A 22,599-nucleotide genomic window follows, 5' to 3' on the forward strand; every position below is an offset into this window, starting at 1 on the left:
CGCCGCCAGCACCTCGCGATCCCCGGCACGACGCCGCCCACCACCCTGCGGACGCGTCGGCGCAGGTGGCACCACCCGCTGGAACAACTCCCACAGCTCATCCGGAACCAGACGCTCCACCATCGTCACGCCGAAACACTATCGACCACACCAAACGAAACAACTTCTAAGGGGTTATCTCATTTGGTGAGTCTGCGGTGGCAGATGAGAGTGGCGGTGCGTGTCAAGTTAAACGGGACACCAGGGCATCAATCATGAGGCTGACGCCTCCTTGAGTTGCTGGTCGGAGTCTTCGTCGGGCCTGTTGATCCACGCCGCGGTCGGGATCTTGGGCAGGCTGGGCCGGCGGGTGAACCGCCGAGGGTTGGCCGCGCGGAACGCCTCGATGGTCGCGGAACGCTTGTCCTGGATGGCGTGTGCGGTTCCGATGTGCACGGTGAAGGGGGTGCGCAGCCCGATCCCGGAATGGTAATGCCGATGATTGTAATACTCGAAGAACCGACGACAGAAGCTGCGGGCGTCGGAGAACGAACCGAACCGTCCAGGGAACACCGGGCAGTACTTCAACGTTCTGAACTGTGCCTCCGAGTAGGGATTGTCATTGCTGACCTTCGGCCGGGAATGAGATTTGGTGATTCCGAGCTCGGAGAGAAGCTCGGCGACCGAGATCGAGGTCATCGCGGTGCCGCGGTCGGAGTGCAGCGTGCCCGGGGCGACGCCGCCGTTGGCGCGGATGGCGTTCTCGACGAACTTCTCCGCGAGCTCACCGGATTCGCCCAGATGGACCTCCCAGTGCACCACGTACCGTGAATAGATATCGATCACCACGTACAGGTCGAAGAATCTTCCGCGGACCGGGCCGGGCAACTTGGTGACGTCCCAGCTCCACACGGCGTCGGGAGCGCGGGCCTCCAGCTGAGGCTTCTTCCTGGCCTAGTGCCGGGCCTGGGCACGACGCTCCCGCACCTGGTCGCGAGCCCGCAACTCCCGGTACATCGTCGACGGCGAGGCCAGGTGGACGCCACGGTCCAGCAGCGCCGCCCACACCTGCCGCACGGACTTGTCACGGAATTCCTCACCGTTGAGGACCTCGATCAGCTTGTCGCGTTCGGCCTCGGTCAACGGGTTCGGCGGGACGGGCCGCACCGAGCCGGCCTTTTCTCGCCTGGGGGCGCGCCGCCGGTACAGGGTGGATCTGCTGATTCCGGTGATCCGGCAGGACGCCTGGATTCCGACGTAGGGCTCGAGTTGTTCACGGGCCTGTCCGCGAAACTCGGTTACGAGTTCTCCGAGTCCGCGCTCTCGGACATCATCTCCAAGAGCGCGTGCCATTTTCCCACGATCTCCAGGGCGGCTTCGGTCTGCTGGAGCTTCTTCGCCATGCGCTCTTTCTCTCGGAGCGTCCTGGCGTGTTCCTTGCGGAGTTGCTCCAGTTCGACCTGCTCGGGCGTCTTCTCCCTCTTCGCGGGGCTTGCCGTTCCCACGGCGGTCAGCCGGCCGCTGTCGCGCTGACGGCGCCACAACTGGATGCTGGAGTCGTACAGCCCTTCCCGGCGCAGCAGCGCACCCTTCTCGCCGTGCTCGGCCGCGTCGTACTCCTCGATCATCCGGAGTTTGTAGGCGGCCGTGAAGGTCCGGCGCTTGGGCCTTCCGGCCCGCGGCCCCTCGCTCGCGTGGAGATCATGGTCGGTCATTGTCACTCTACTCTGTGCCTGTTCTCGCCCTGCTCATGTCAGTCTAGGAACTTCATCCCCTTGTGTCCCACATGAGCTTGGCACGGAGGGGGTCTCGGCTGTTCGGCAACGAAATGGAAACAGCTGTAGATGTCCGCACCTCCTGATATCAACATGAGAGTTCTACCGGTGACCAAGGAGCAGCAGTGCAGGCGAACGAAACCACGTTGCGGAAGCTCGTCGAGGGGCAGATCCAGTTCCAGGTTCCGCTTTATCAGCGCAGGTACGCCTGGGAGGCGCGGCAGCTGAAGCAACTGTGGAGCGACATCGTGGGCGTCGCGGAGGGCCAGGTGGCGTCGCACTTCCTCGGCGCCGTGGTGCTGGCACCGAGCATGAAGGCCACACCGGAACTCTCACAGTGGACGGTGGTGGACGGCCAGCAGCGCCTGACCACCTTGATGATTGCGTTGTGCGCGGTCCGAGACCACTTGGCGGCAGCGACTCCGTCGGCCCGGCAGCGGATCAATGAACTGTTCCTCACGAACAAGTTCCAGCAGGACGACCTGTTCTTCAAGCTGCTTCCAACGCAGTCCGACCGCGATGCCTTCAAAGCGTGCGTCGAGAACGATCACGATGGTCTGCTGACAGGGCAGGTGGGTACCGCCTACCAGTTCTTCCGCAACAAGCTCCTCCAGATCGACAAGCCTGCCGAGGAGGGGGCCGTAGCACGGCTCGAGAAGGTCATTCTTGACCGGCTGAACCTGGTCCAGATCCTGGTGGACAAGGACGACAACACCTTCCGGATCTTCGAATCGATCAACAACACCGGGATGCGTCTCAACCAGGTTGACCTGATCAGAAACTATGTCTTCATGTGCCTGCCTCACCAGGGTGAGCACGTCTACACCAAGTACTGGCGCCCCATGCAGGAACTACTCGCCGAGCCAAAGGCGCTGGACCAGCTCATGTTCCAGGTTCTGGTGCTGAAGCAGGGTGAGAAGGCCAAGCACAACGACGTCTACAGAGGCCACCAGGAGCTTCTCGAGTCGATCGCCCACGAGGAGACACAGGTCCAGGCCTACGTCATCGACCTCGCCCGCCGGGCGAAACATCTAGCGGTGATCCTCAACCCGCCCGCGCACGAGGACCCACGCGTCATCGACCATCTGACCTTCCTCTCTGAGTGGGAGGCACAGACCACCTATCCGGTAATCATGCGACTACTGGAACTCCGCGAGGACGGCGACGCCTCGACCGATGACCTCGTCGCCTCTCTACGCTACCTTGAGAGTTTCCTGGTGCGCCGAATGGTCGCTTCAGTGCCGACCAACAATCTCAACCGGATTTTCATGCGGCTGGCCTCGCTCCTGGACCGGGACGAAAATCCCGCCGAGACCATCCGGATCGAACTGTCGGGGCAACAGCGTTACTGGGCCGACGACGCTGAAGTGCGAGAGGCCGTCAGATCCAAGCCGTTCTACATCGCCGGACGTGGCCAGCAGAAGAAGCTCGTCCTCCGCCGTCTGGAAGAAGCGTTCAGCAGCAAAGAGAAGGTCGATCTCAGCTCGACTTCGATCGAGCACGTCCTGCCTCAGCACCTGTCCGAGGCGTGGCGGCAGCAGCTGGCGGAAGACGGAGCCGACCCTCGAGAGACTCATACAGCCCTGGTCCACACCCTAGGGAACCTCACGCTCACCGGATACAACTCCGAACTCGGCGACCTGCCCTTCGACAAGAAGCGCGAGCGACTCCTGCAGACGAGCATCGCGATGACCAGCAGCATTACTGAACACACAAGCTGGGGACGCAAGGAGATCCTCGAACGGGCCGACCTCCTAGCAGACAAGGCGATCGCCATCTGGCCGGCGCCGCTCCCGCAGCCGGAGGACACCACCTCCGGCACGGATTGGACCCTGCTCCACGACGCCGTCGCCCTCCTGGTACCGGGAACCTGGTCGTCCTACAGCGACCTCGCCCAGCTAGTCGGCACCGCGCCCCTGCCCGTCGGCGTCTACCTGGCCTCCACGGTCCTGCACGGCGCGCATCGCGTCCTCACCTCCACCGGCCAGCCCTCAGATGGATTCCGCTGGCACGATTCCACCGATACACGCGACGTCCGCGACGTGCTCCGCGATGAAGGACTGACGTTCAATGCGAACGGGCAGGCCGACCCAACCCGCCGATTGACGGCGGCCGAACTCGCCCAGCAGCTGGAACTTCCAGGTGCCGAAGACTTTCTCGAAGCCGATCCCGCCCACATCGACCCTTCTGATCTGAAGCCCTTCGAACTGCGATTCCACAGGCAGCTCGCAAGCCGTTCAGGACCCCTGATTGCGGGAGCCGTAACCAAGCTGATCGAGCACTGGAACGCGCAGGGAGTCGGTCACCTCTACTTCGGCACCGCCTCCACGCTCGGACGCTGCACACCCACCATCACCAAGAACGGCACCGACTACTGGTTGTTCAACATCTATCCAGAGCAGATCGAAGTGGCGTTCAACGCACTCAGCAAACGCGCACCTTTCGACGATATCGAACTTCGAGAAGAAATCCGCCAACGTCTCAACAGCGCCCCAGGAATCGATCTCCCTGCTTCAAAGCTCAGCCTATTCCCTGGTTTTCCCTGTGCCGCTTTGACCGATACCAGCACCTGGGACGCTATGGTAGCGACCCTCGACTGGTTCACTCACCGAGTAACCCTCATTACATAATCGAACTACAGCTTCGCTGCCAACCAGGAATCTCCGTCCGGCTGCACGGGATGGCCCATGGCACGCAGATGCAGTCAGCGACGTCTCGGACGTCGACAACGTTTGAGTGTGTTGCAGTCCGGACGCAGGAGGTGGGTCGGCGACCTTCTTCAGCCCGAGGCTACTTTGGGGGGCACACCACGGCTCAGTCCGGCACAGAAGTCCGGCTGGATGCGGACAGAGTGGCATAGACTGACACCGAGAGCACCGCTCCGATACGAGAGCTCCAGGCTTTTGATCCGCAGGCTGTGCATCAGGCACGCAAAGGCCCATTGCCCCGCGTGCGCTGTGGCTTGTACCGGTCCTGCCACTCCCGCACGCGGGGTCACGTGATCGTGAAGCGGGACGGGATGGTAAGGCAGGCGTTGGGTGGGATGGGAGCTGGAGCCGGTCTGCGGCGGACCCCGTACTTGGTTCGAACCGGCGCTGCGAGATCTATCCCGTGATGCTGGAGTCCATAGACACTCAGGCACGACAACTCTCGATAGCATTGGGCCCGCGTGCGGTGCTCGCATGCGGGCCCAAGCTGTCACGACGGGTGCGGTACGGGTGGCTTGCCTCCCATCGCGATGCGGTGGACGTCGCCGATCGGGATGGCGAAGGGCATGTGGGAATGGTTGTGGTCGCCCCACCGTCATGAACCCCCATGCCGCTGAGTCGTGGATGTTGTCCGGGCGTCGACCTCAGTCGACATTGCGCCGGGCTGTGTTCGCTCGTTGTTTGCTCGTATGTCGCAGAACAGCGCAACAGGAGCCGGCACAAGGTGTCATCAGCTTCGGCCGTCCGGCGGACAGAGCGGCACAGAACCGTACGGGTCGGCAGTCGGTGGCACGGGGGCCGTAGTCGTGCAGGGGTCTTCTAAACCGACGGTCGCGGGTTCGAATCCTGCCGGGCGCGCTCTCCCCACCACTTGGATCAAGGCACTCACCTGCCCAAACACCCCGCAAGCCCAGCGTCACCGTGCGCCACGATGCGCCAGCGACGGCCGCCGAACGCCATGGCTCACGGAATATTCACGGAATGATCTTGCACACTCCGTGTGCGGGCGGCCGCGATGACCGCCACACCGCGTGGCCACGTCCAAATCCCCCGCTCACTCCTCCACTCCCCCACCCACAGCGCCCTGGCCGTCTGGACCTGGGCGATGTACGAGACGCTGATGCCGCACGGCATCGGCGGCGGCCGAGCCTCGGCCGCCGCCCGCCGCCGCTTCCTCGCCGAACGCGTAGGCGCTTCCACAAGCACCCTGGACGCCGCCCGCCGGGAACTACTGGCACCCGCGCCTGACGGCCCCTACCTCTCCCGCTCAACCCCCCGCGGCGCCAAACGCAGCGTCCTGCACGCCGCCCTCCGCCGCCCCCGAGAAACAGGTGAGCGCTACGCCGCCGTTCCAGCCTGGACGCTGGACGTAGTACACGCCGGACGCCGCCGCCCACCCGGGACGATCTCACCAGAGGCATGGCGCCTGCACGCGACTGTCGTCGACCGCGCGGGCCGCGACGGCGGCCGGGAAACGTTCGAGACCACGGTCGCCCGCCTGGGCGCCACGCTGAACGCCTCACCGGCCACCGGACGGCGCCGCCTGGCCGAACTGGAAGCGGCCGGACTCATCGAGGCCACCGAACGGCGCGGCGGATGGTTGTCGCTACGCGTGTCGCCGACCCCTGACAGGGCGTCCGAGGCCGCCCAACATTTCGCCAGGCACGGCCGACGGCGCACCGAGCTTCCCCCCACGGCACGGACACCTGTGCTGGCGGCACTTCGACACCTACCTCAGCCGTTGGCCCCTCGATGCACCAACAGCCCGGCATGCCCTGGAACCCTGGTCAACATCGCCCGCCTGCTGATTCGAACGCGCGATGTTAACGGAGCCCACCATCTGCTCAACGCCCTCTTCCACGCGCTCAGGGCCCACGGCGACGCCGTGATCGACGGCCGCTCCGTATCCTTCCGCCACCTCACCAACACGGAAGAGGACCACCGCACGCTCTGCCAAGGTTGTGGACGGTACTGCTCGCCGACGGCACCCGCGCCCTGACGAGCGCCGGCCGGTGGCAAGAGGCCCTCGCTTATGTACAGCAGCACAAGGGCATCGGCCACCGACTGCTGGACGGGCGACAGGTCGCCGTCCTCGCCCGACTCCATGCCGGCGATCCCATCACCGCGTTGAAGACCATCAGCCAGAGCGACACCGCCGAGCCATGGGAACGCGCGGTGGCCGCCTGTCTGACCGCCCTATGCACCACCCGCACCGACCAGTCGGCGAACGCGGCGGTGACCACCATGATCGACCACTACCTCGGCCTTCCTCCCAGCCCCGAAGTCGCCCTGTTCCAAGTCCGCCTGGGACTGAGCGCCACAGACATTGCAGGCATCACCGGCCAGCACCACGAAGGCGAACGAGCCACGGCCCGGCTCGTCGGACAGGCCCTGACCTCCGAAGACGGATACGCCGCCCAAGAGGTCGTCAACAACCGGAGCAGCCGTACGCGCCTGACCGTCGGGGATGAGCGCGCTCTGTCCGCAGTCGTACGATCAGCTGGACTCGACCGCAACGCCATCCCTCATCACCTCATCACCGACCTCCTCAACGCTGCCGAAGTAGCCCAGGAAGTCACCACGCGCCAGCAGAACGCCCCGAAACCATGCCATGCATCGGACTGAGCCCTGAGTGCCCAGCTTGAGGCCAAGAGGCTTTGATTCCACTGACTTCATACAAAGTGAACGAATACTTCAGTTCAAGTCACGCTGCACCTGTGGAGAATTCCGGCGAGTCGACCGAGTTGCGCCAGAAGAGCTGAAGGCTCTGCGTCGAGGTCGAGAGCGTGGCCGAGGATCTCGGTTCCGGAGCGGCGGACGATGTGCCGGACGGGGGTCTCGTTGCCTTTGGCGTAGACCAGATGGCCGACCGGGAGGCCCAGGACGGTGCAGTAGGCGAGGAGCTGGTAGAGGTCGGCGTTCGGGTAGCCCTTGGGCTTCTCAGCCTTGTATTTGGCATCGACGACGGCCACTGGCGCGCCTCCTTGGTACCAGACGATGTCCGGTTTCAGGTTGACCTGCTGGGCTTCGTCGAGAAAGTGGGGGTCCTGGCTGCGGAGTCGGCCACCGTAGGGGGCGAGTGCGTCGCGTAGGGCGGCGGTCACGAAGTCCTCGAAGAGCTGCGGCATGTCGAGAAGGAAGCCATTTATCGCCACTCCGCCGGGTCCGTGTTCGGCGGAGGTGGCGCGCAGGACGAGTTCGGCGAGCCGGAGGGCGGTGTGATACCTGGCGTTCAGACGGGTGGGAAGCCAGGTGGGAATCGGGTCTCGGCGGGCGAGAGGTGACACGTCGGCAAAGTCGCGGAGGACGTGGCGGAGCATGCGTGCCGACTGAGCGTCGACGCCGGGGACGGTCAGCATGCGTTCGCAAGCGGTCAGGAGGATCCGGTTCTCGGGGATGTCGACGGTGAACTCATCGTGCCGGATCTCCAGAGGGATGGCGAGGCCGTGGTGACGGTGCAGCTGCTCGGTTTCGCGGAGGCGGCCGCGAAGGACGTAGGAGGTCTCGCTGATGTCGACGTAGCCGGGAAGAAGACCCTGGTGGATGGCTCGCTGGGTCTGTCTCCACAGGGCCTGGGCGAAGGCGGGCACCAAAGTGGCCGCTTCATCCAGCGCGACGGACTCCTCCCTCCAAGCGTCACCGTGATGGGCGTAGCCGAGGAGGAAGAGCAAGCGGGCGATCGGCACCTTGGGCGCGATGTGGATCTCCAGGTCCCCGACCCGGGCCGCGCCGACCTTGCCATGGGGCGCGATCGTCCACAGGCTGTGATCGAAGGGGTTGGGGGCGGCTCGTACCACCTCCGACCGCGCGAGGCGTTGCCCCTGTTCCGGGGCGAGCGGGACGCTCCGGCCCCGGTCGAGTTCGTGCAGTCGGATGACGGTCATGTGAGGCCGAGGGCGTCCCGGAGGGAGGCAATCCCGTACTGGGCTTCGAGGTCTGGTACGCCGAAGAAGAGGTCTTCGAGGAGCGGCATGATCGAGTGCTCCCACACGCGGTCCAGTCCATCGGGCCTGGTGTAGATCGTCGGCTTCATGAAGTAAGAGGGGCCAACCGAGGCATCGGCATCGGCGATGCGCCGGTTCAGCTCGTCCAGGAGGAGGGCGGCGTCCGGAGGGTGTTGTTGCCGGTCGAGCCAGCGATGGAGCAGGCCCTCGATCGGCTTCTTGGCCGGGTGGAGTTCGATGAAGGAGAAGCGGCGGCGCATCGCGGCGTCGACCTTGGCGATCGAGCGGTCGGCGGTGTTCATCGTGCCGATGATGAACAGGTTCTCCGAAAGGGTGAACTCCTTCTCGGGTGAGTACTGGAGGCTGATCGACTCGTCCCGGTACTCGAGCAGGAAATACAGCTCGCCGAACACCTTCGCGAGGTTCGCCCGGTTGATCTCATCGATGATGAGGATGTACGGGGTGGAGGTGTCGTCGGCGGCGGCTTCGGCGAAGGCGCGGAAGGGGCCTGGCCGGAGCTCGAACGACAGCGATCCGCCTTGCCCCTGCTTCGGGCGGAAGCCTTCGAAGAAGTCCTCGTAGGTGTACGACGGGTGGAACTGGACGAGCTTGACCCCGCCGGTCTGCGTCAGATGCTTGGCCAGCTTGTTCGCAGTAAAGGTCTTCCCGGTACCGGGCGGACCGTAGAGGATGATCTGCTTGTTCTCCCACAGGAGCTCCGAGATCTTCTTCAGGTCGTCTATTTCGTAGAGCAGCTTGTCCGCGAGCGCCTCGGTGATCGGGTTGAAGGCGAGCTCGCGTTTGGTCGGGTCCGGTTTCTTCGACACGGGTTCTACGAGCGCGGCCAGCTGATCGTAGGCCTCGGTCAGTTCGACCACATGGGAGTGGCTGGCCAGTAGCGCCGGGACCGGCGCCTGGAGCTGGTCCATGTCGACCGGCGTCTTCGGGTTGAACCACTCCACCGGCCGCCGCAGGTTGGTCAGGTTCTTCTCCGACTCAACGAACGCCGCCGGTCCGGCGATCTGCCCGAGGTACACCTGACCGCCGGCGCTCGCTAGGACCAGGTCGCCCGGATGCATCCGCCGCAGGAACCGGTCGAACTCCTCAAGGCGCTGCTCGCGGAACGCGTACGACTTATGCCCGTAGCCGGCCTCGACGGCGGCCTTCACCTGCTCATGGGTCGACGTGGCCGAGACATCGCGCAGCTGGGAGGCACTCAGGGAGACGAAGTCCTGCTCCAGCCACTCGGGAACGACGTTGTAACCATCGACGCTGGAACCTCGGACCGTCCATGCCCGATGCGCCGTCCCCGGGGCGTCCTCGGTCTCGCTGGTCCTGGATTCGAGCTGGGCCTCCAATGTTTCGGTGGTCAGCCGCTGACCAGGATCAGCCAGGCCGTCGCCGTCGAACTCCAGACCCTCATCGGTGAGACGCTTGCGCAGGTCACCGCCCCGATACTGGAAGTGCAGCATCCCCTCCGGGGGGACGGATCCGTCCGGACGGAGAACACGATGAGAGTTGACCACCTTGGTAGCGGCCAGGAAATGCGCCACTTCATCGCCGTTGGCGTCCACCAGCTGGGCGAGATCGTCCTGGCCCGTCCAGGACCCCGCCTCGAGCTCAGCGACCGCAGCGGCGATGAACCGCTCCCACTCGCTAAGGCTGGCCAGTGCCTTCTTACGCCGGGCGTCCACCTCTTTCCACAGCCGCCTCTCCTCCGCGTGAAGCTCCTCAGGAGTCGTGAAGGCTTCGAGCGCCTCAAGACCGGCCTCGGTGATCGCCCACCCGTCGCGCTTCGTCAGCCAGCCGACCGTCGCGGCATCTCCGGCGAGGAAACCGGTGGCCCGCCGCCACCGCGGCAGACCACTGTTGTCGAGCGACAGTTCGAACGGACTGAGCCCGACCCGTTCGAGTACCCCCTCGTAGACGGTCTCGTGAGGAAGCCGCTCACCGGCTTCGGCGAGGATCGTGAGCGTGGCGTGCAGCAGGAGGTCACGGCGGATCTTCTGTACCGGATGCATCGGCGTCTCTTCGCCGCTCATTCGTCAGCTCCCGCTTGGTGCCGTGGTCCATGCCCTGGCGGTGGATCCAAGGGAGTCTGGTACGGCTTGCCGGTCTTCGACGCTTCGTCCATTGCATCGTAGATCTCAAGGATCAGCTGCTTCGTTCGGGCGAACCGCTCGGGATCGTTGTTCCGAAATGCCCGGAAGCTGTCCAGAATGTAACTGACATCATCCCGATCGACGCCGCACAAATGGAAGTATGCGGCGTCCAGTTCTGCTCGTATCGCGAAGCGGCGCCCTTCATCCCACACGAAAGGTGGGCTGGAATCGCCGAGATCCTGCGCGAAGCCAACGAGATCGTTCGCCGTGTAGCCGAGTTCGAGCACGCGCTGTCGAATCCATCGGCCCAGGTCGGCCCCGGAGAGCCAGTCAACAGCAGCCGTATAGGCGTTCGGCGGCAATACAGGAAGCTGATTCAGAGACGAATACGTCAAGTGGGTGCCGGCCATCTTCTGGCGGGCGACATAATCGAGCACGAACGCAGTCATGTTCGCGAGCAAGAGTTCGCGGTTCTTTCCGGGGCCGAGTGCCGTTGGCCAAGTGTGCCCTACGCCGTATCTCGGCATCAGGCCGAAGATAACGGTCCTCTCATCAGAACTGCGGCAGATGTCACGCCATCCCAGTAGCCAGTTCCGTTCCCAGTTGCGACGCTGGAGGCGCGTTTCGACCTCGCTCTCGGCAACCCAGTAGCGAGGGAGCGGTAGCGCGGTGGGGTCGGCGTGCTGTTGGGGGGTGAATCGAGGGAGAGCGCCGACATTGAGCTGAGCTTGGGTTGCACCTTCGTAAGTGGAGAACCGAGAGTCGAAGTGGTGGACCATCTTCGCCTCGTATAGCGGCAGCATGCGGTCGATGCCAGCTTGCGCCGAGGGGAGCGCGAGCTGGGCCGGAAGATCGAGGTCGAATAGTCCTTCAGGTTCCGCCGAGTCGGGAATTACTGGCACTTCCGTTGCCTTCGTAAAAATGTTCCCGGTGAGCGTCCAACCATCGGCGGCGAGCTGTTCCCGGGTATTGAAGAGTCCGGAATCTGTCGCCATATTAAAGATGCCTTGCATGAAGGAAAGATTCCATGGGTTGGAATCCGTTGATTCCCGCCAGAGCACAGGCACCCGATGATAGATGTCGATGACGATCTTCGCGTGCCGTGGGTCGTCGAACACCGGGCATGTGAGCGTGTTCGGATTAAGGCGTTCGATGTCTTCGGGAGTCAGACTGAAACGCTTCTCTTCAATCTGCCCGACCCGTCTCGCACGGAAGGCCAGGTCGATCCACATGGACTCAGCCTTCTGACCGACAATGACAAAAAGACAGAAACGGACTCGATGATCGACATCGGCGAAGAGTTTCTCTTCGTTCTCGAACTCGTAAATCGAGACAAGGCTTCGCGTCCTCACCAGATCACCAAAGAACGGTGCAGTGGTGGCATCGGTGGCGATCCCAGTGGGGAGCGCGAGTCCGGCGCGCCCGTGCGGATGTAGCACAGCTCTTGAGGCCTCGGCGAAAAGAGCGTAGGTATTTAGGCGACCCATTCCTGTTTTGGTGAACCGCTCAGACGTCTTAAGAAATAGCGCCAATCCCTGAGTCCTGCGCAATGAGTCTAGGTAGTCGGCGTGGAGTCTACGATCGGCTTCGCTGCCACTCGCTGCGAGAGCGGCGATCATTTGCTTCCGACGTGCGGCAGTCGGAGCTTTTGTTATTTGTGGAGCAGAGGCAGCGAAGAACTCCTCGTCCTTCAGCTCGACCTTCTCCCAGGGCGGGTTGCCGAGGACGCAACTGAAGCCGCCGGCCCAGCCGGTGTCCGGATTGGTTTCGTTGGTGGAAGCGACTGGAAACAGGTGCGGGTACTCGATGTACCAGTGGAAGAACCGGTACTGCCGACTCAGGGAGCGGACCTGTTGCTCGATGATCGGGCGGGCGGAGAGGTCGGTGTCCGCAGCGAGTTGTTCCAGGACTTCCTGTGTGATCGCGGTCTGGCGGGTGTGCTCAGTCTTGGGCTGGACGAACGCCGCACACCAGGTGTCGGCCAGGAACCTCTGGTGACGGAGCTCCTCGGACTGTTCGAGATCCTGTGCCTTGCGCCGCTGCTGGATATGGAGGTCTTCGAGGGAGTCCGGAAGGACGGCCTGGATGTCGCGGGCGCGCTTGGCGAGGACGGCATTGGAGATGGGGAGGCCCTCGGCGGCCAAGACGCTGCCCTGTTTGGCGATCTCCTCGGTGTTCTGCTTTTTCAGCGAGGAGGCGACTTTGCGGTCATCGCCTTCGATGGGAGCGAAGGCTGCGGAGGGGATGCCGTCGGCCAGGAGCTTCGGGGTGGCTCCGAGGAGGGTGTTGCCGACGCGGATGTTGGCGTCGAGGAAGGTAAGGGGCTTGCCGGGTTCGAGTGCCTCCATCCAGAGCGAGATCTTGGCGAGTTCGGCGGCCATGGGGTTGATGTCGACGCCGTAGATGCAGTGGCCGATGACCTTGCGGAGCGCTGCTCGGATGGCGGGATCGGTCGGTTCGGGTTCGCCGGTCTCTTCGGCGGCGACACGCTTGGCGATCCTGCGTGCGGCGGCGACGAGGAAGTGTCCTGATCCGCAGGCGGGGTCGCAGACCGTGACTTTCAACAGGGCGTCGATCCGCTCTTGCGGGGTCTTGGCCGTGCAGGCCTTGTCCAGGAGCGGGTCGAGGGTGGAGTCCAGGAGGCATTCGACCAAGGAGGACGGCGTGTAGTAGGAGCCGCTTCCCTTGCGTTCGTTGCCCGCGAGGGTCTCCAGCGTGTACTCGTAGGTCTCGTCGTTGTGGTGGGCCTTCAATTCCAGTAGGCCTTCGTAGACGCTTCCAAGTTCTTCGGCCCCGAGGTGTCCGAAGTCGACCTGCCGGGTGCCTCCGCCGTCGCTGGCCTGCTTGTAGGCAAGGGCCTTGACCGCGGCGAGCAGGGCCCGGTTGGACAGGCGGGCGCCGTCGAGGGGCTCGTCGAGCGGGAGCGGGAGGTCGGAGTCAGGGAGGCGGGTCTCGAAGATGCCGCCGAGGGCGGGCAGCGCGAGTTGGGGGGTGCCGCCTTCTTCGCCGAGTGAGCTGAGGATCAGCCAGGTCGATTCCCACAGGTCGCTGTGGTGGGTGCCGCGCCGTTTGCGGGCGAGCTTGCGCAGCCGGTCGGCGGAGAAGTAGGCGGTGTAGCGTTCGCGGGCCGCGCGGATTCCCTGAGCGGCTTCGGCGTCACCTTCGGGAATGGGCTGGAGCAGAATGTTTCGTTCTTCGGCGACGAACCAGAACAGTAGCCGGTAGACGTTGCGCAGGAGCGCCCGGTTGAAGTCGTCGATGTCGAGTTCGTCGTTGCGGAGTCGTGAACGCAGATGAGGGTTGTCGGGGTGGGTGAGGAAGCCGGTGCCGAGCTCGATGATGGCCCGCTCGACGCCCTTGCGTAGATCCTTCAGGGCTCGTTCGCCCTGTGTCGCGCCGAGGCTTCTCCACTGCTCCAGGTAGCAGGATTGAGGGCCGTCGTCGTCGGCGGCGGGGGTGAATCGGGTGGCGTGGCAGAGCAGGAACATGCGGGTGAAGTCGCTGAACTGCTCGCCGCCGAAGATGGCTTGGAGGTCGAACTCGAAGTACGCCTGGCCCGTGAGGGTCGCGGAGTCACGGAGCACCCGCAGGACCTGTCCGTTGGACAGCAGGGCCCAGAGCCGCTCGTCTGACCGGTTGAGGAGTTCCTGGACCATCGCGTGCGGAGCCCGTGCGGTGACGTTCGGGGTGCGTGTGTCGAGGCTGACTTCCCAGCCGAGGAGATGCACGGGCACATGGGCGCCGTAGTGATGGCTGATGGGGAAGCTCTTGCCATCGATGTCCACGGTCTGCGCGGTTTCCAACCCGGCGAAACCCAGCTCACGCAGGAGGATGTTCAGCCACTTGCGGTGAGCTTGGGCCGAGGACTCCGGGTGGGTCTCGCGGCGTTTGGCGTACTCCTGCCACGTTTCCAGCAGATAGGGCCAAGCGCGGGACGCCTGACGGCGGACGGATTCGCCCGACTCCAATCCGTAGGTGTCGGCTCTGGTGCCGGGCACGTCCTTGTCGCCGGCGAGAACACGGTTGACCAACTCGGGGACGAGAAGGCCGCCGACGACCTTCGGGGACATCGAGGCGGTCATCGCGCAGCTCCTGGGAGATAGACGTAGACGCCCAGGACGTCCGCAGGCTTCTGGGGTTCAACGATGATCTGGCGGCGGACGCGCTGGCGTCCTGCTTCCCGGACCCGGATATGGGCGTCGCGGAGGAGGACGGCGAGATCATCGGCGGTTTGGTCCAGGTGCGGTTTCACGACGGGCAGCTCGCCGACGGCTCGTTCGATGAAGTCGATGGCCTGGTCGGCAGGCACGTTGCCGGACGGCTGTGCGGACAGGAGCGTGCGGACTTCGTCCTCGGGCAGCCATTCGGCGGAGGCGGCCCGCCCTCGGTACGCGAGACCCTGGGCGTCCTCGGCGACCAGGAGCCGCTTGGTGTCGCGTCCGGGCAGGGACAGATGGAACCGGAACCGCACGAGCAGAAGGGTGGTGCGGACCTGGACGGCGGTCGTCCGTAGGACACCACAGCGCCGGGCAGGGCGGGGCGCAGCGAGGGGGTCCAGGGCGCTTTCCAGGACGTACTTGGCAATCGCGGACACGTTCGGGTCGGTGCGGTCCAGATGCGCCGCCCGGGGCGAGACGGGGAGGTCGCGGTGGAACGGCAGCGGTTCGGCGTGTCCGGGGACGAGCGCGTCGCGCAGCCCGATCGGCAACGCACCCGTGGTCGCGGTGAATCCGTCACCGGCCGGTCTAACGTCGGCATGCAGGGCTTTGAGGGCTTCGGCCGTGAACTCGGCGACCTCGTCGACCGTTCCCAGACGGATGCGGATCTCGGCGAGTTCGCGGGCGACTTCGGCCGGCTGGATACCGGCCTGCGCGTACTTGGTGCGGGACTGCTTCTCCTTGGCGACGGCGCTGTCCCACTCGCGGTGCAGGTCCTCGCGTTTTTCGCGTCCGACGTCCAGGGCGAGTTGCTCCCCCGGGTCGTCCTTGAAGAGAAGGCCTTCCAAGATCGCTTCGATGACGTTGTCGCTCTGGTCCGGGACGGGCACGGACACGCCGAGTGCCTTGCGGATCTGTTCGTGCTTGCGTAGCAGCACGGTGAGGACGATGCCGTCGATCGCGTTGTCCTTGCCGTAGAGCATGACGGCGCGGACGGTCTCGGCGGCCTGGCCGAAGCGGTCGACCCGGCCTTCCCGCTGCTCATGGCGGGTCGGGTTCCACGCCAGGTCATAGTGGACGACGGCCTGGAAATGCTCCTGGAGGTTGACGCCTTCGGACAGGCAGTCGGTGGCGACCAGGACGGGGCGCTTGCCGTCGTGCCCGGTGAGCTCATTGATCCGTGCCGCACGATCTTCCGGCGGAAGGACCCCGGTAACAGCCTCCACCGCGTAGTCCGCGGAGTTGAGTTTACCGCGCAGGTGCTCGGCCACATACTCGGCCGTGTCGATGTACTTGCAGAACACGATGGGGTTGTAGCCATCGGTGAGCAGCTCCTTGACCGTCTTGATCAGCTCACCGAGTTTGCGGTCCTTGGCGCCCTCCAGTTCGAGGGCGCGCCTGGCGAAACGCTTGAGGCGGCGCTTTTCGGCCGAGTCGTCGCCGTCATCGTCGATGTCGGCGCCCGGCGTCGCGTCTGTGGATTCCTGGGACTCTTCGTCCGGCAGGTCCAGGACGGCGGAGCGGCCGAGTTGGTCGGCCTCATCGAGATCAGTGGCGTCGGCGTTGTTGGCGCGGGTGAGCATCGTGGCGGCGGCCGCACGCGGAGAGGAAGCCAACCCGCGCAGGAGCGACAGCGCGGACCAGTAGCGGACCCGCTGACGGAGGTTCCCTCCTTCAGGGTCACGGATCGTCTCTCGGACGTAGCTGAGCACGTCGTCGAAGAAGCTCTTGTACTCCGGGCTGAGCAGGTAGGGCTGTTCCTTGCTCTCGCGGTCATCGGGGAACGGCGTCGACTCGTCCAGGTAGGAGCGGATGTCCGCGCGGCGCCGCTGGACGAAGTGCTCCGCCAGTTCTTTCCGTCCTTGCTCGGTGTCGAGGTTGACGCGTTCGAGCCGCGGATCGAGGAGCGCGAGCAGGTTCCGGAAGCCTTCTTCTTTCCCACTGTGGGGGGTGGCGGTCACCAGGATGAGGTGGCGGTCCTGGTTCTTGGCGAGGCCGGTGAGGAGCTCATGCCGGTACATGCGGGACTGCCCGCCGGTACCGGCGGAGACGCAGGTGTGCGCCTCGTCGACGATCAGGAGATCCGGGCAGCGGTCCCAGAACTGCTCGCGGAGGCCTGGCCGCTTGATGAAGTCGGTCGAGACGATCACATTTGGGTGCCGGTGGAAGATCGTCTCGTCTTGGAGGAGGTCCTTCTCCAAGCGCCGGATGGATCCGGGCAGGACCAGCTCGGCGTGGATACCGAACTTGGTGCGCAGTTCCTTCTGCCACTGCTCGGCCAGGGCCGGGCTGCACAGGACCGCCAGCCCCGAGGCGTCCCCCTGCTCGATGAGCTCAGCGGCGATCAAGGCGGCCTCGATCGTCTTGCCGATCCCGACGTCGTCGGAGATCAGCATCCGGACGACGTCCTGGCGGAGCGCCATGAGCAGCGGGACGAGCTGGTAGGGCCGGGGTTCGACGGCGAGGCGCGCGATCGACCGGAACGGACCGGCGCTGTCCCGGAAACCGATGCGGAGCGCGGCGCGCAGCAGCCCCGCGGTGGCCGCGGTGCCCGCGTCGGACGGGTCAGGCGCCGGGAATTCGGCGGTGCTGACCTTCTCAAGGGCGGGCAGCACCGCCGCGATCTCGTCATCGCCGGCGCCGAGTGGGCGCAGCACCAGGAACTCGGGAGTAGTGCCGGGCAACACGACCCATTCCCGGCCGCGAGTGTGGACCAGGGTCCCGACTTCGAACGTCGCGGTGGTCACTGCCGTCCTCTCGTGGAAGTGCCGAAAACGCTCTGGTAGCGCGTAACCGCGGTTTCCCAGGTCTTCGAGTCGCCGACTCGGATCACGGTGATCCCCAAGTCCATCAGATCATCAGTGGTGTCGTGATCGGGTTCACCGCCGACGAACACGACGGCATCGTTGTCCCGCAGCCGGTACACCAGATCGGGTGTGCAGCCACCGACCGGCTGGTCCACCTGGTCGGGCAGCCGCAAGTCGTGTTCGATCAGCCAGGCGACGAACCGAGCCGCGAGCGGGCTCGCGGGTTGCGGTGCCTCGGTAGGGCGATCGTGTCCATTGCGGATGACGGTGCTGTGGGCGACGTCGAGCATGAGGTCGCGGACCAGATGCCGGTTGATCATGCTGTGGACCGTCTGGTTGCCGTACGACAGCAGGCATTCATAGCAGGCCATGACACATCGTTCCCGATCTTCGCGGTCCCTGCTCTCGTCGGCACCTGTCTCGGGATGGAAATGCATGATCTCCAAGGCTGTGCGGGCGGCTCGGCGCAGCGCATCCCCCTCCTCGACGAGGCGGCGCAGGACCCCGGCGCCGCCCTCGGAGCTCTCCACCAGCAGCAGCCGACCACGGTCGTCGGAGTCGGGCAGCAACTCGCTGGACAGCTCGCTGTCCTCCAGTTGGAAGGCCGCTTCGACACCGCGCTCCAGCGCCACCGCGAAACTGACCGCGGCTTCACGGCTCACCTGATGGCCAAGCCGGACGACGAGGATGTTGCGCCGGTCCTCGACGTAGGGGATGACGCGTTCCTTGCGCTTGACGTCCTCGGCGTCCTCCAGCTCGGATTCTTCCGGAGACGCCTTTCCTGCGGCGGCTGACTCTGACAGCCATCGGCCGGTGGTGATGTCGATCCAATATCCGTGGACGTCGGGCTTCTGGCGGCGACGACGGCCGAGATTGGTGACCCGCACGGTGGCCGAATCACCGTAGGCGAGGTTGAGCACCGGATCGTCGTCGTGGGCCGCAACTGCTTCCAGCCGGTCGGGCCGGTCGCCGTGGCTGTGGAAGCGGTAGGAGGTCTGCAACTCAAAGCCCGACCTGCGGCGTTCCTCTTCGTCGGAGGAGATCCGGTCGCGGCGCTGGGTCCGTACCGAGGTCAGGCGCAGGAGCGAGCGAGTGGTGTCCCTGAGCGGTCGCGTGCAGGCGTCGCAGGTGTCCGTGCCGACCTCTTCGTTGTGGAGGTAGCCGCAGGCCCCGCACCGTCGGGCGCTTCCCGTCGTGACGCTGTCCTGGCCCGGCTCGATCGGTGGGAGTTGCGCGCTGACGACCTGGTAGCGGGCCCCCTCGTGGTAGATCACCGCGCCAGGCCCGAACTCGCTGATCCCCACGAACCGGGGACGCTGGATGTAGTCGCCGTCGCGTCGCCCGGTGAGCCCGGGGATATAGGCGCTCAGCGGCAGCCGCGGGAAGGAGTAGCCCGGCAGAAACCCTTCTGAGGCGAAGTAGCGGTAGGAGTAGAAGTCGGTGGAGAAGTCGTCGGTGTCGTCGTTGCTGAGCAACCGCAACTGGGTGCGGGCGTCGCGGGCCCTGCGGCTGGCCTTGTCGCGGTCGGACGCCCGGCGCGAGGTGTCGACGGAGTTGCGCGACTGGACATGGAACTCGTCCAGAGCCACGCGGTACAGGTCGCGCCACCGGTTGCAGGCCTGGTCGAACTCCACCGGTGCCCGCGCGATGACGTCTTCGACCCAGCGTTCCCGCCACCACGTCGCGTTCGTCATGTCGATGCCGCCGAGCAGATCACGGCCACGCGTGATGGCCCGCTGCCGGGCACCTTCGTCGGCGAGCTGCTCGGCGACCTTCGGAATGACCTTGAGGGTCGGGTGCTCGCCCGCGACGTCGAGGATCTGGGTCAGGGAACTTCGAAGGTCCTGGCCGGTCTCAGCGAGCCAGATCGCATGCAGATGCGACCTGACCAGGTCTTCGTTGGTGAGATCCAAGCGCGGAGCGGCCACCGCCCCGCCCACCATGTCCGTGGGACGGCGAAAGTAGTACTGGTCGTGGGCGTTGCCTGTCGCGCAGTAGGTGACGACGAGGGCGGGCTGGCCGGAGCGCCCGGCCCGGCCGGCGCGCTGAGCATAGTTCGCCGGGGTCGGCGGCACGTTCCGGAGAGCGACGGCGTTCAGCGCTTTGATGTCGACGCCGAGTTCCATGGTCGGGGAGCAGTACAGGACCGGCAGATCGGCGTCCCGGAACTCCTCTTCACGTTCCTCACGCTCTTTCGAGGAGACCTGAGCGGTGTGCTCCTTGGCGCGCAGTCTCGCCAGGGTCGCGGCCATATCGCGGTAGAGGTCGCGGAAGAACGGGTTGACGCGCGGACCTTCCTCATTGTCCAAGCTTCGGCGGACCCTGTCCTCCGCGCCGGCCTTCCCGTCTCCCGCCCGCCACCTGATCGCGGCGGCTCGTAGCTGGTATCCCTGGACGCCGTCCTCGGTCTGCTGGACGGCGACGCTCAGGACGCCGGCCTCCGACAGCACATGGAGCAGATCACGGATAATCTCTTCAGCATCGGCGGTGGTCAGCTGGACCCTGCGGATGCCGTACTCGCGGATCAGGAAACGACCGAACGCGCCCCGACCGGACAGGAACAGGTGCCGTCGTTCCTTCCCAGGCTTGCCCGGCCCGGGAAACGCGACGCCCGCCAGGGGCGGCCTCTCACGTTCGGGCAGCGACCAGGGTTCCTTCAGATGGTTCTGGGACAGGCGCCTGACCGGGTCGAATCCCTCGTCCCCGTTGAGATAGCCGACCTCGATGGCGAGGTTGCGGCGCAGTTCGTCCAGAAGCGCAGCGGCGATCTCGTACCGATGGTGACGGTCGTCCTCACAGAGAGCGGAATGGCTGCCATCCCACGCCTCATGGTCGGCTGCGATCTCTTCGAGGTCCCGGTACTCAATCCGGAGCAGTCCGGTTTGCTCCAGGTTGGGCATGGTGACGCGCCAGCCACGTTCGAGATCGAGGTAGAGCCGATAACCGACGACTTCCCGCAGCGCCCGCCAGGTGTCATCCCGCACGCTGTACTTCGCGTTCGGCTTCTGCGCGAAGTCCGACATGCTCAGGCCGAGCGCATCCGTGACCCGCTGGGCGATCACCTCGTCGGTCAGGCCCTCCGGCGCGTCCCGCAACGCCCGGTACAGCGCGCCACGCAGCTGCGTGACCTGCACGAAGTCGTTGAAGTGGCCCGCCTGAAGGGAGGCGTCCTGCCGGTTGTCCACGAACGCCAGGAGCTTGCGAGCATGCTCGTCTTCCAAGCCGTTCAAGGCCCGGACGACACTCGCGGAGATGAGCGACATCGCCGAACTCCGGCCTTCTGCCGACAATTTGGCGAGCTTGGCGAAGTCGCTGCCGCGTACCTGCTCATAGGAGGCCCGGCAACGCAGACAGAACCGGAACGGGCTCGGCACGTACGCGGCGTAGACCCCCGTGTCGGCCTCCCTGCCGGTCGTCTCGACCCGCGTAGGCTTGGGGAGGAACTTCATCTTGTTCGGGTCGACGACCTGCCCGTAGACGGGGTCGTACTTCAACCAAGAGTACGGAAGACGCCCGTCGACGAGGATCTGTTCGAGATTGTCCGGCCACGGCTGGTCTTCGCTGATGTAGAGGTATCCGCTCGCGTCGTCGCCCGCGCTCGCGTCCCGGTCGTTGCGCGCCACATAGCGATGCCCAGCGTCATCGAGCCGAGTGACCGCGAGGTAGTCCTGGCCGCACTCCCGGCAGAACGCGACAGGAATCAGGACTCGCTGCTTCTCACCTTCTTCGCCAGGGGCGGCGACCTGGTACGTGCTGGTGATGTGCCGTTCATTCGGAGCTTCGATGGTGACGTAGACGTTGTCGCCCTTGGATAGGAACTGGTGCATCCGGAACGCGAAGACCGGCCGGCCCGTCGCGCGGTTCTTGATCTGAGAACCCGCCTGCAACACGTCCCGGATCGCCCGCTCGCACTCCGTTGGCTCGGCCCCGGTCTCCGCCGACAGGTCGGCCGCGGCCTCAGCGAGTGTGGGAGGCCGACGGCGACGCACCGGGATGTCCAGGCCAGGCTCGAACCCGAACTGTTCCTCCACCCAAGAAGCAAGCGGATCCCCGACGAACTGCGAGAAGGCGCTTAGCTCGGCCCCAGCGGTCACCCGCTCCCTGAGATCTTCCGATGTCAGATCATGCTTCGCCGTGACCCGTTCGAGTGTCTCCCCGACCACATGCTCGGGTGCGAGCCGCACGCCGAACAGGGTGCTCGCGACGCCTGCGACTTTCTCACGCTGGCTCTGGGTATCGCCTTCGCTGGTCATCGTCGCCGACGTCCCGATGCACTGGACGTCCGGCGCCTTGCACGCCAGCCGAAGCCGCCTGGTCAGCAGAGCGACATCGGCCCCCTGCCGGCCCCGATAGGTGTGCAGTTCATCCAAGACCAGAAACCGAAGACCCTGAGCGGCCTGGATGAGCTTGCTCTCCTTCGGCCGAGTGAGGACCAGCTCAAGCATCACGTAGTTGGTCAACAGGATGTCAGGCGGGTCGGCGATGATCTCCTGCCGTCTGGTCTCCGGCTCCTGACCCGTATAGCGGGCGAACGTCACCGGAGGACCATCAGGGAATCCCAGCCCGAGAAACTTCTCCAGCTCACCAAGCTGGCTGTTCGCCAGCGCGTTCATCGGATACACGACGATCGCCTTGACCCCGGGCGCGTAGGAGCCGTCAGCCTTCGCGCGAAGCACCCAGTCCACGATCGGGATGATGTAGGTGAGGCTCTTCCCAGAACCCGTCCCAGTGGTGAGAACGTAGCTCGATCCCCTTGACGCCAACGCAGCCGCTTCGCGTTGGTGCTCATGGAGCCTCAGTGCCGGGCCGTTCGTGACGTCCTGGTCCTTCAGCCGGAAGATCTTCTCGCTCCCCGGGGCCAGCACCCTTGATGCGACAAGATCGGTGACGCTCCCCCCGGACGCGAAATTGGGGTTCAGTGAAAGCCAAGGGTCAGGCCACTGGTATCCCCGAGCCGTCCTGGCCTCGACATGGCCCCGGATCCGGGGATCGTGGATCGTGACAAAGCTCCCAGTGAACTCCTGATAGTCGGAGATCAGTCGCTCGCGCACCCCGAAGACGTCCATCTAGCACCTTTTGCCCTGTTGCGTTCTGCCCCCCGGCCAACTCCGTAGAACTCTAGCCCCC

11 protein-coding genes and 1 pseudogene are annotated in these 22,599 nt (G+C 65.1%); 3 read left to right on the forward strand and 9 right to left on the reverse strand.

Annotation, left to right across the window (positions count from 1 at the left end):
* The 4 genes and pseudogenes from E1291_RS16475 to E1291_RS43260 all read right to left on the reverse strand — a co-directional run.
* Positions 1–129, reverse strand: a pseudogene (locus tag E1291_RS16475) (IS5/IS1182 family transposase); the annotation flags it as partial.
* Between the two features lie 123 nt (positions 130–252).
* Positions 253–915, reverse strand: a complete 663-nt coding sequence (locus E1291_RS16480; RefSeq protein ID WP_131738692.1) for a DDE-type integrase/transposase/recombinase — start codon at positions 913–915, stop codon at positions 253–255.
* 18 nt (positions 916–933) lie between these two features.
* Positions 934–1,146: a hypothetical protein gene (locus tag E1291_RS16485; RefSeq protein ID WP_131738693.1), complete on the reverse strand. Its 213-nt coding sequence runs from the start codon at positions 1,144–1,146 to the stop codon at positions 934–936.
* A 131-nt stretch (positions 1,147–1,277) separates the two neighbouring features.
* Positions 1,278–1,694 carry a transposase gene (locus E1291_RS43260; RefSeq protein WP_131738694.1) on the reverse strand — a complete coding sequence of 139 codons (417 nt, stop codon included), beginning with the start codon at positions 1,692–1,694 and terminating at the stop codon, positions 1,278–1,280.
* Between the two features lie 185 nt (positions 1,695–1,879).
* Here E1291_RS43260 and E1291_RS16495 point away from each other — a divergent pair, with 185 nt between their 5' ends.
* The 3 genes from E1291_RS16495 to E1291_RS16505 all read left to right on the forward strand — a co-directional run bounded on the left by E1291_RS16495 (position 1,880) and on the right by E1291_RS16505 (position 7,087).
* Positions 1,880–4,384, forward strand: a complete 2,505-nt coding sequence (locus E1291_RS16495; RefSeq protein WP_131738695.1) for a DUF262 domain-containing protein — start codon at positions 1,880–1,882, stop codon at positions 4,382–4,384.
* A gap of 1,183 nt (positions 4,385–5,567) precedes the next feature.
* Positions 5,568–6,461 (forward strand): hypothetical protein, encoded by an 894-nt coding sequence (locus E1291_RS16500; protein WP_131738696.1) that lies wholly within the window; start codon positions 5,568–5,570, stop codon positions 6,459–6,461.
* A complete protein-coding gene (locus E1291_RS16505; RefSeq protein WP_131738697.1) occupies positions 6,422–7,087 on the forward strand; it encodes a hypothetical protein in 666 nt (221 codons plus the stop codon). Before E1291_RS16500 ends, E1291_RS16505 begins: the two co-directional genes overlap by 40 nt.
* 74 nt (positions 7,088–7,161) lie before the next feature.
* Here E1291_RS16505 and E1291_RS16510 read toward each other — a convergent pair whose 3' ends face one another.
* From E1291_RS16510 to E1291_RS16530, 5 genes are read right to left on the reverse strand one after another with little or no spacing between them, the layout of a single operon-like run.
* A complete protein-coding gene (locus tag E1291_RS16510) occupies positions 7,162–8,346 on the reverse strand; it encodes an McrC family protein (protein ID WP_131738698.1) in 1,185 nt (394 codons plus the stop codon).
* Positions 8,343–10,448, reverse strand: coding sequence for an McrB family protein (locus E1291_RS43265; protein ID WP_207400764.1), 2,106 nt, complete (start codon positions 10,446–10,448; stop codon positions 8,343–8,345). Before E1291_RS43265 ends, E1291_RS16510 begins: the two co-directional genes overlap by 4 nt.
* The gene (locus tag E1291_RS16520) at positions 10,445–14,590 is read right to left on the reverse strand and encodes an Eco57I restriction-modification methylase domain-containing protein (protein ID WP_131738699.1); all 4,146 of its coding nucleotides are present in this window, start codon (positions 14,588–14,590) and stop codon (positions 10,445–10,447) included. The genes E1291_RS43265 and E1291_RS16520 overlap by 4 nt, the downstream gene beginning before the upstream one ends.
* Positions 14,587–17,412, reverse strand: a complete 2,826-nt coding sequence (locus tag E1291_RS16525; protein WP_131738700.1) for a DUF8741 domain-containing protein — start codon at positions 17,410–17,412, stop codon at positions 14,587–14,589. The genes E1291_RS16520 and E1291_RS16525 overlap by 4 nt, the downstream gene beginning before the upstream one ends.
* The gene (locus E1291_RS16530; protein ID WP_131738701.1) at positions 17,409–22,538 is read right to left on the reverse strand and encodes a DEAD/DEAH box helicase; all 5,130 of its coding nucleotides are present in this window, start codon (positions 22,536–22,538) and stop codon (positions 17,409–17,411) included. Before E1291_RS16530 ends, E1291_RS16525 begins: the two co-directional genes overlap by 4 nt.
* Positions 22,539–22,599: the final 61 nt, after the last annotated feature.

Origin of the sequence: Actinomadura roseirufa (assembly GCF_900659635.1) — a bacterium.
Classification (GTDB): domain Bacteria; phylum Actinomycetota; class Actinomycetes; order Streptosporangiales; family Streptosporangiaceae; genus Spirillospora; species Spirillospora roseirufa.

What these genes read in the sequence shown, in the direction of transcription:
- E1291_RS16530 (WP_131738701.1), bottom strand. Translation starts at nt 22,538, where the DNA reads ATGGACGTCTTCGGGGTGCGCGAGCGACTGATCTCCGACTATCAGGAG.
- E1291_RS43265 (WP_207400764.1), bottom strand. Translation starts at nt 10,448, where the DNA reads ATGAGCGGCGAAGAGACGCCGATGCATCCGGTACAGAAGATCCGCCGT.
- E1291_RS16500 (WP_131738696.1), top strand. Translation starts at nt 5,568, where the DNA reads ATGTACGAGACGCTGATGCCGCACGGCATCGGCGGCGGCCGAGCCTCG.
- E1291_RS43260 (WP_131738694.1), bottom strand. Translation starts at nt 1,694, where the DNA reads ATGACCGACCATGATCTCCACGCGAGCGAGGGGCCGCGGGCCGGAAGG.
- E1291_RS16520 (WP_131738699.1), bottom strand. Translation starts at nt 14,590, where the DNA reads ATGACCGCCTCGATGTCCCCGAAGGTCGTCGGCGGCCTTCTCGTCCCC.
- E1291_RS16510 (WP_131738698.1), bottom strand. Translation starts at nt 8,346, where the DNA reads ATGACCGTCATCCGACTGCACGAACTCGACCGGGGCCGGAGCGTCCCG.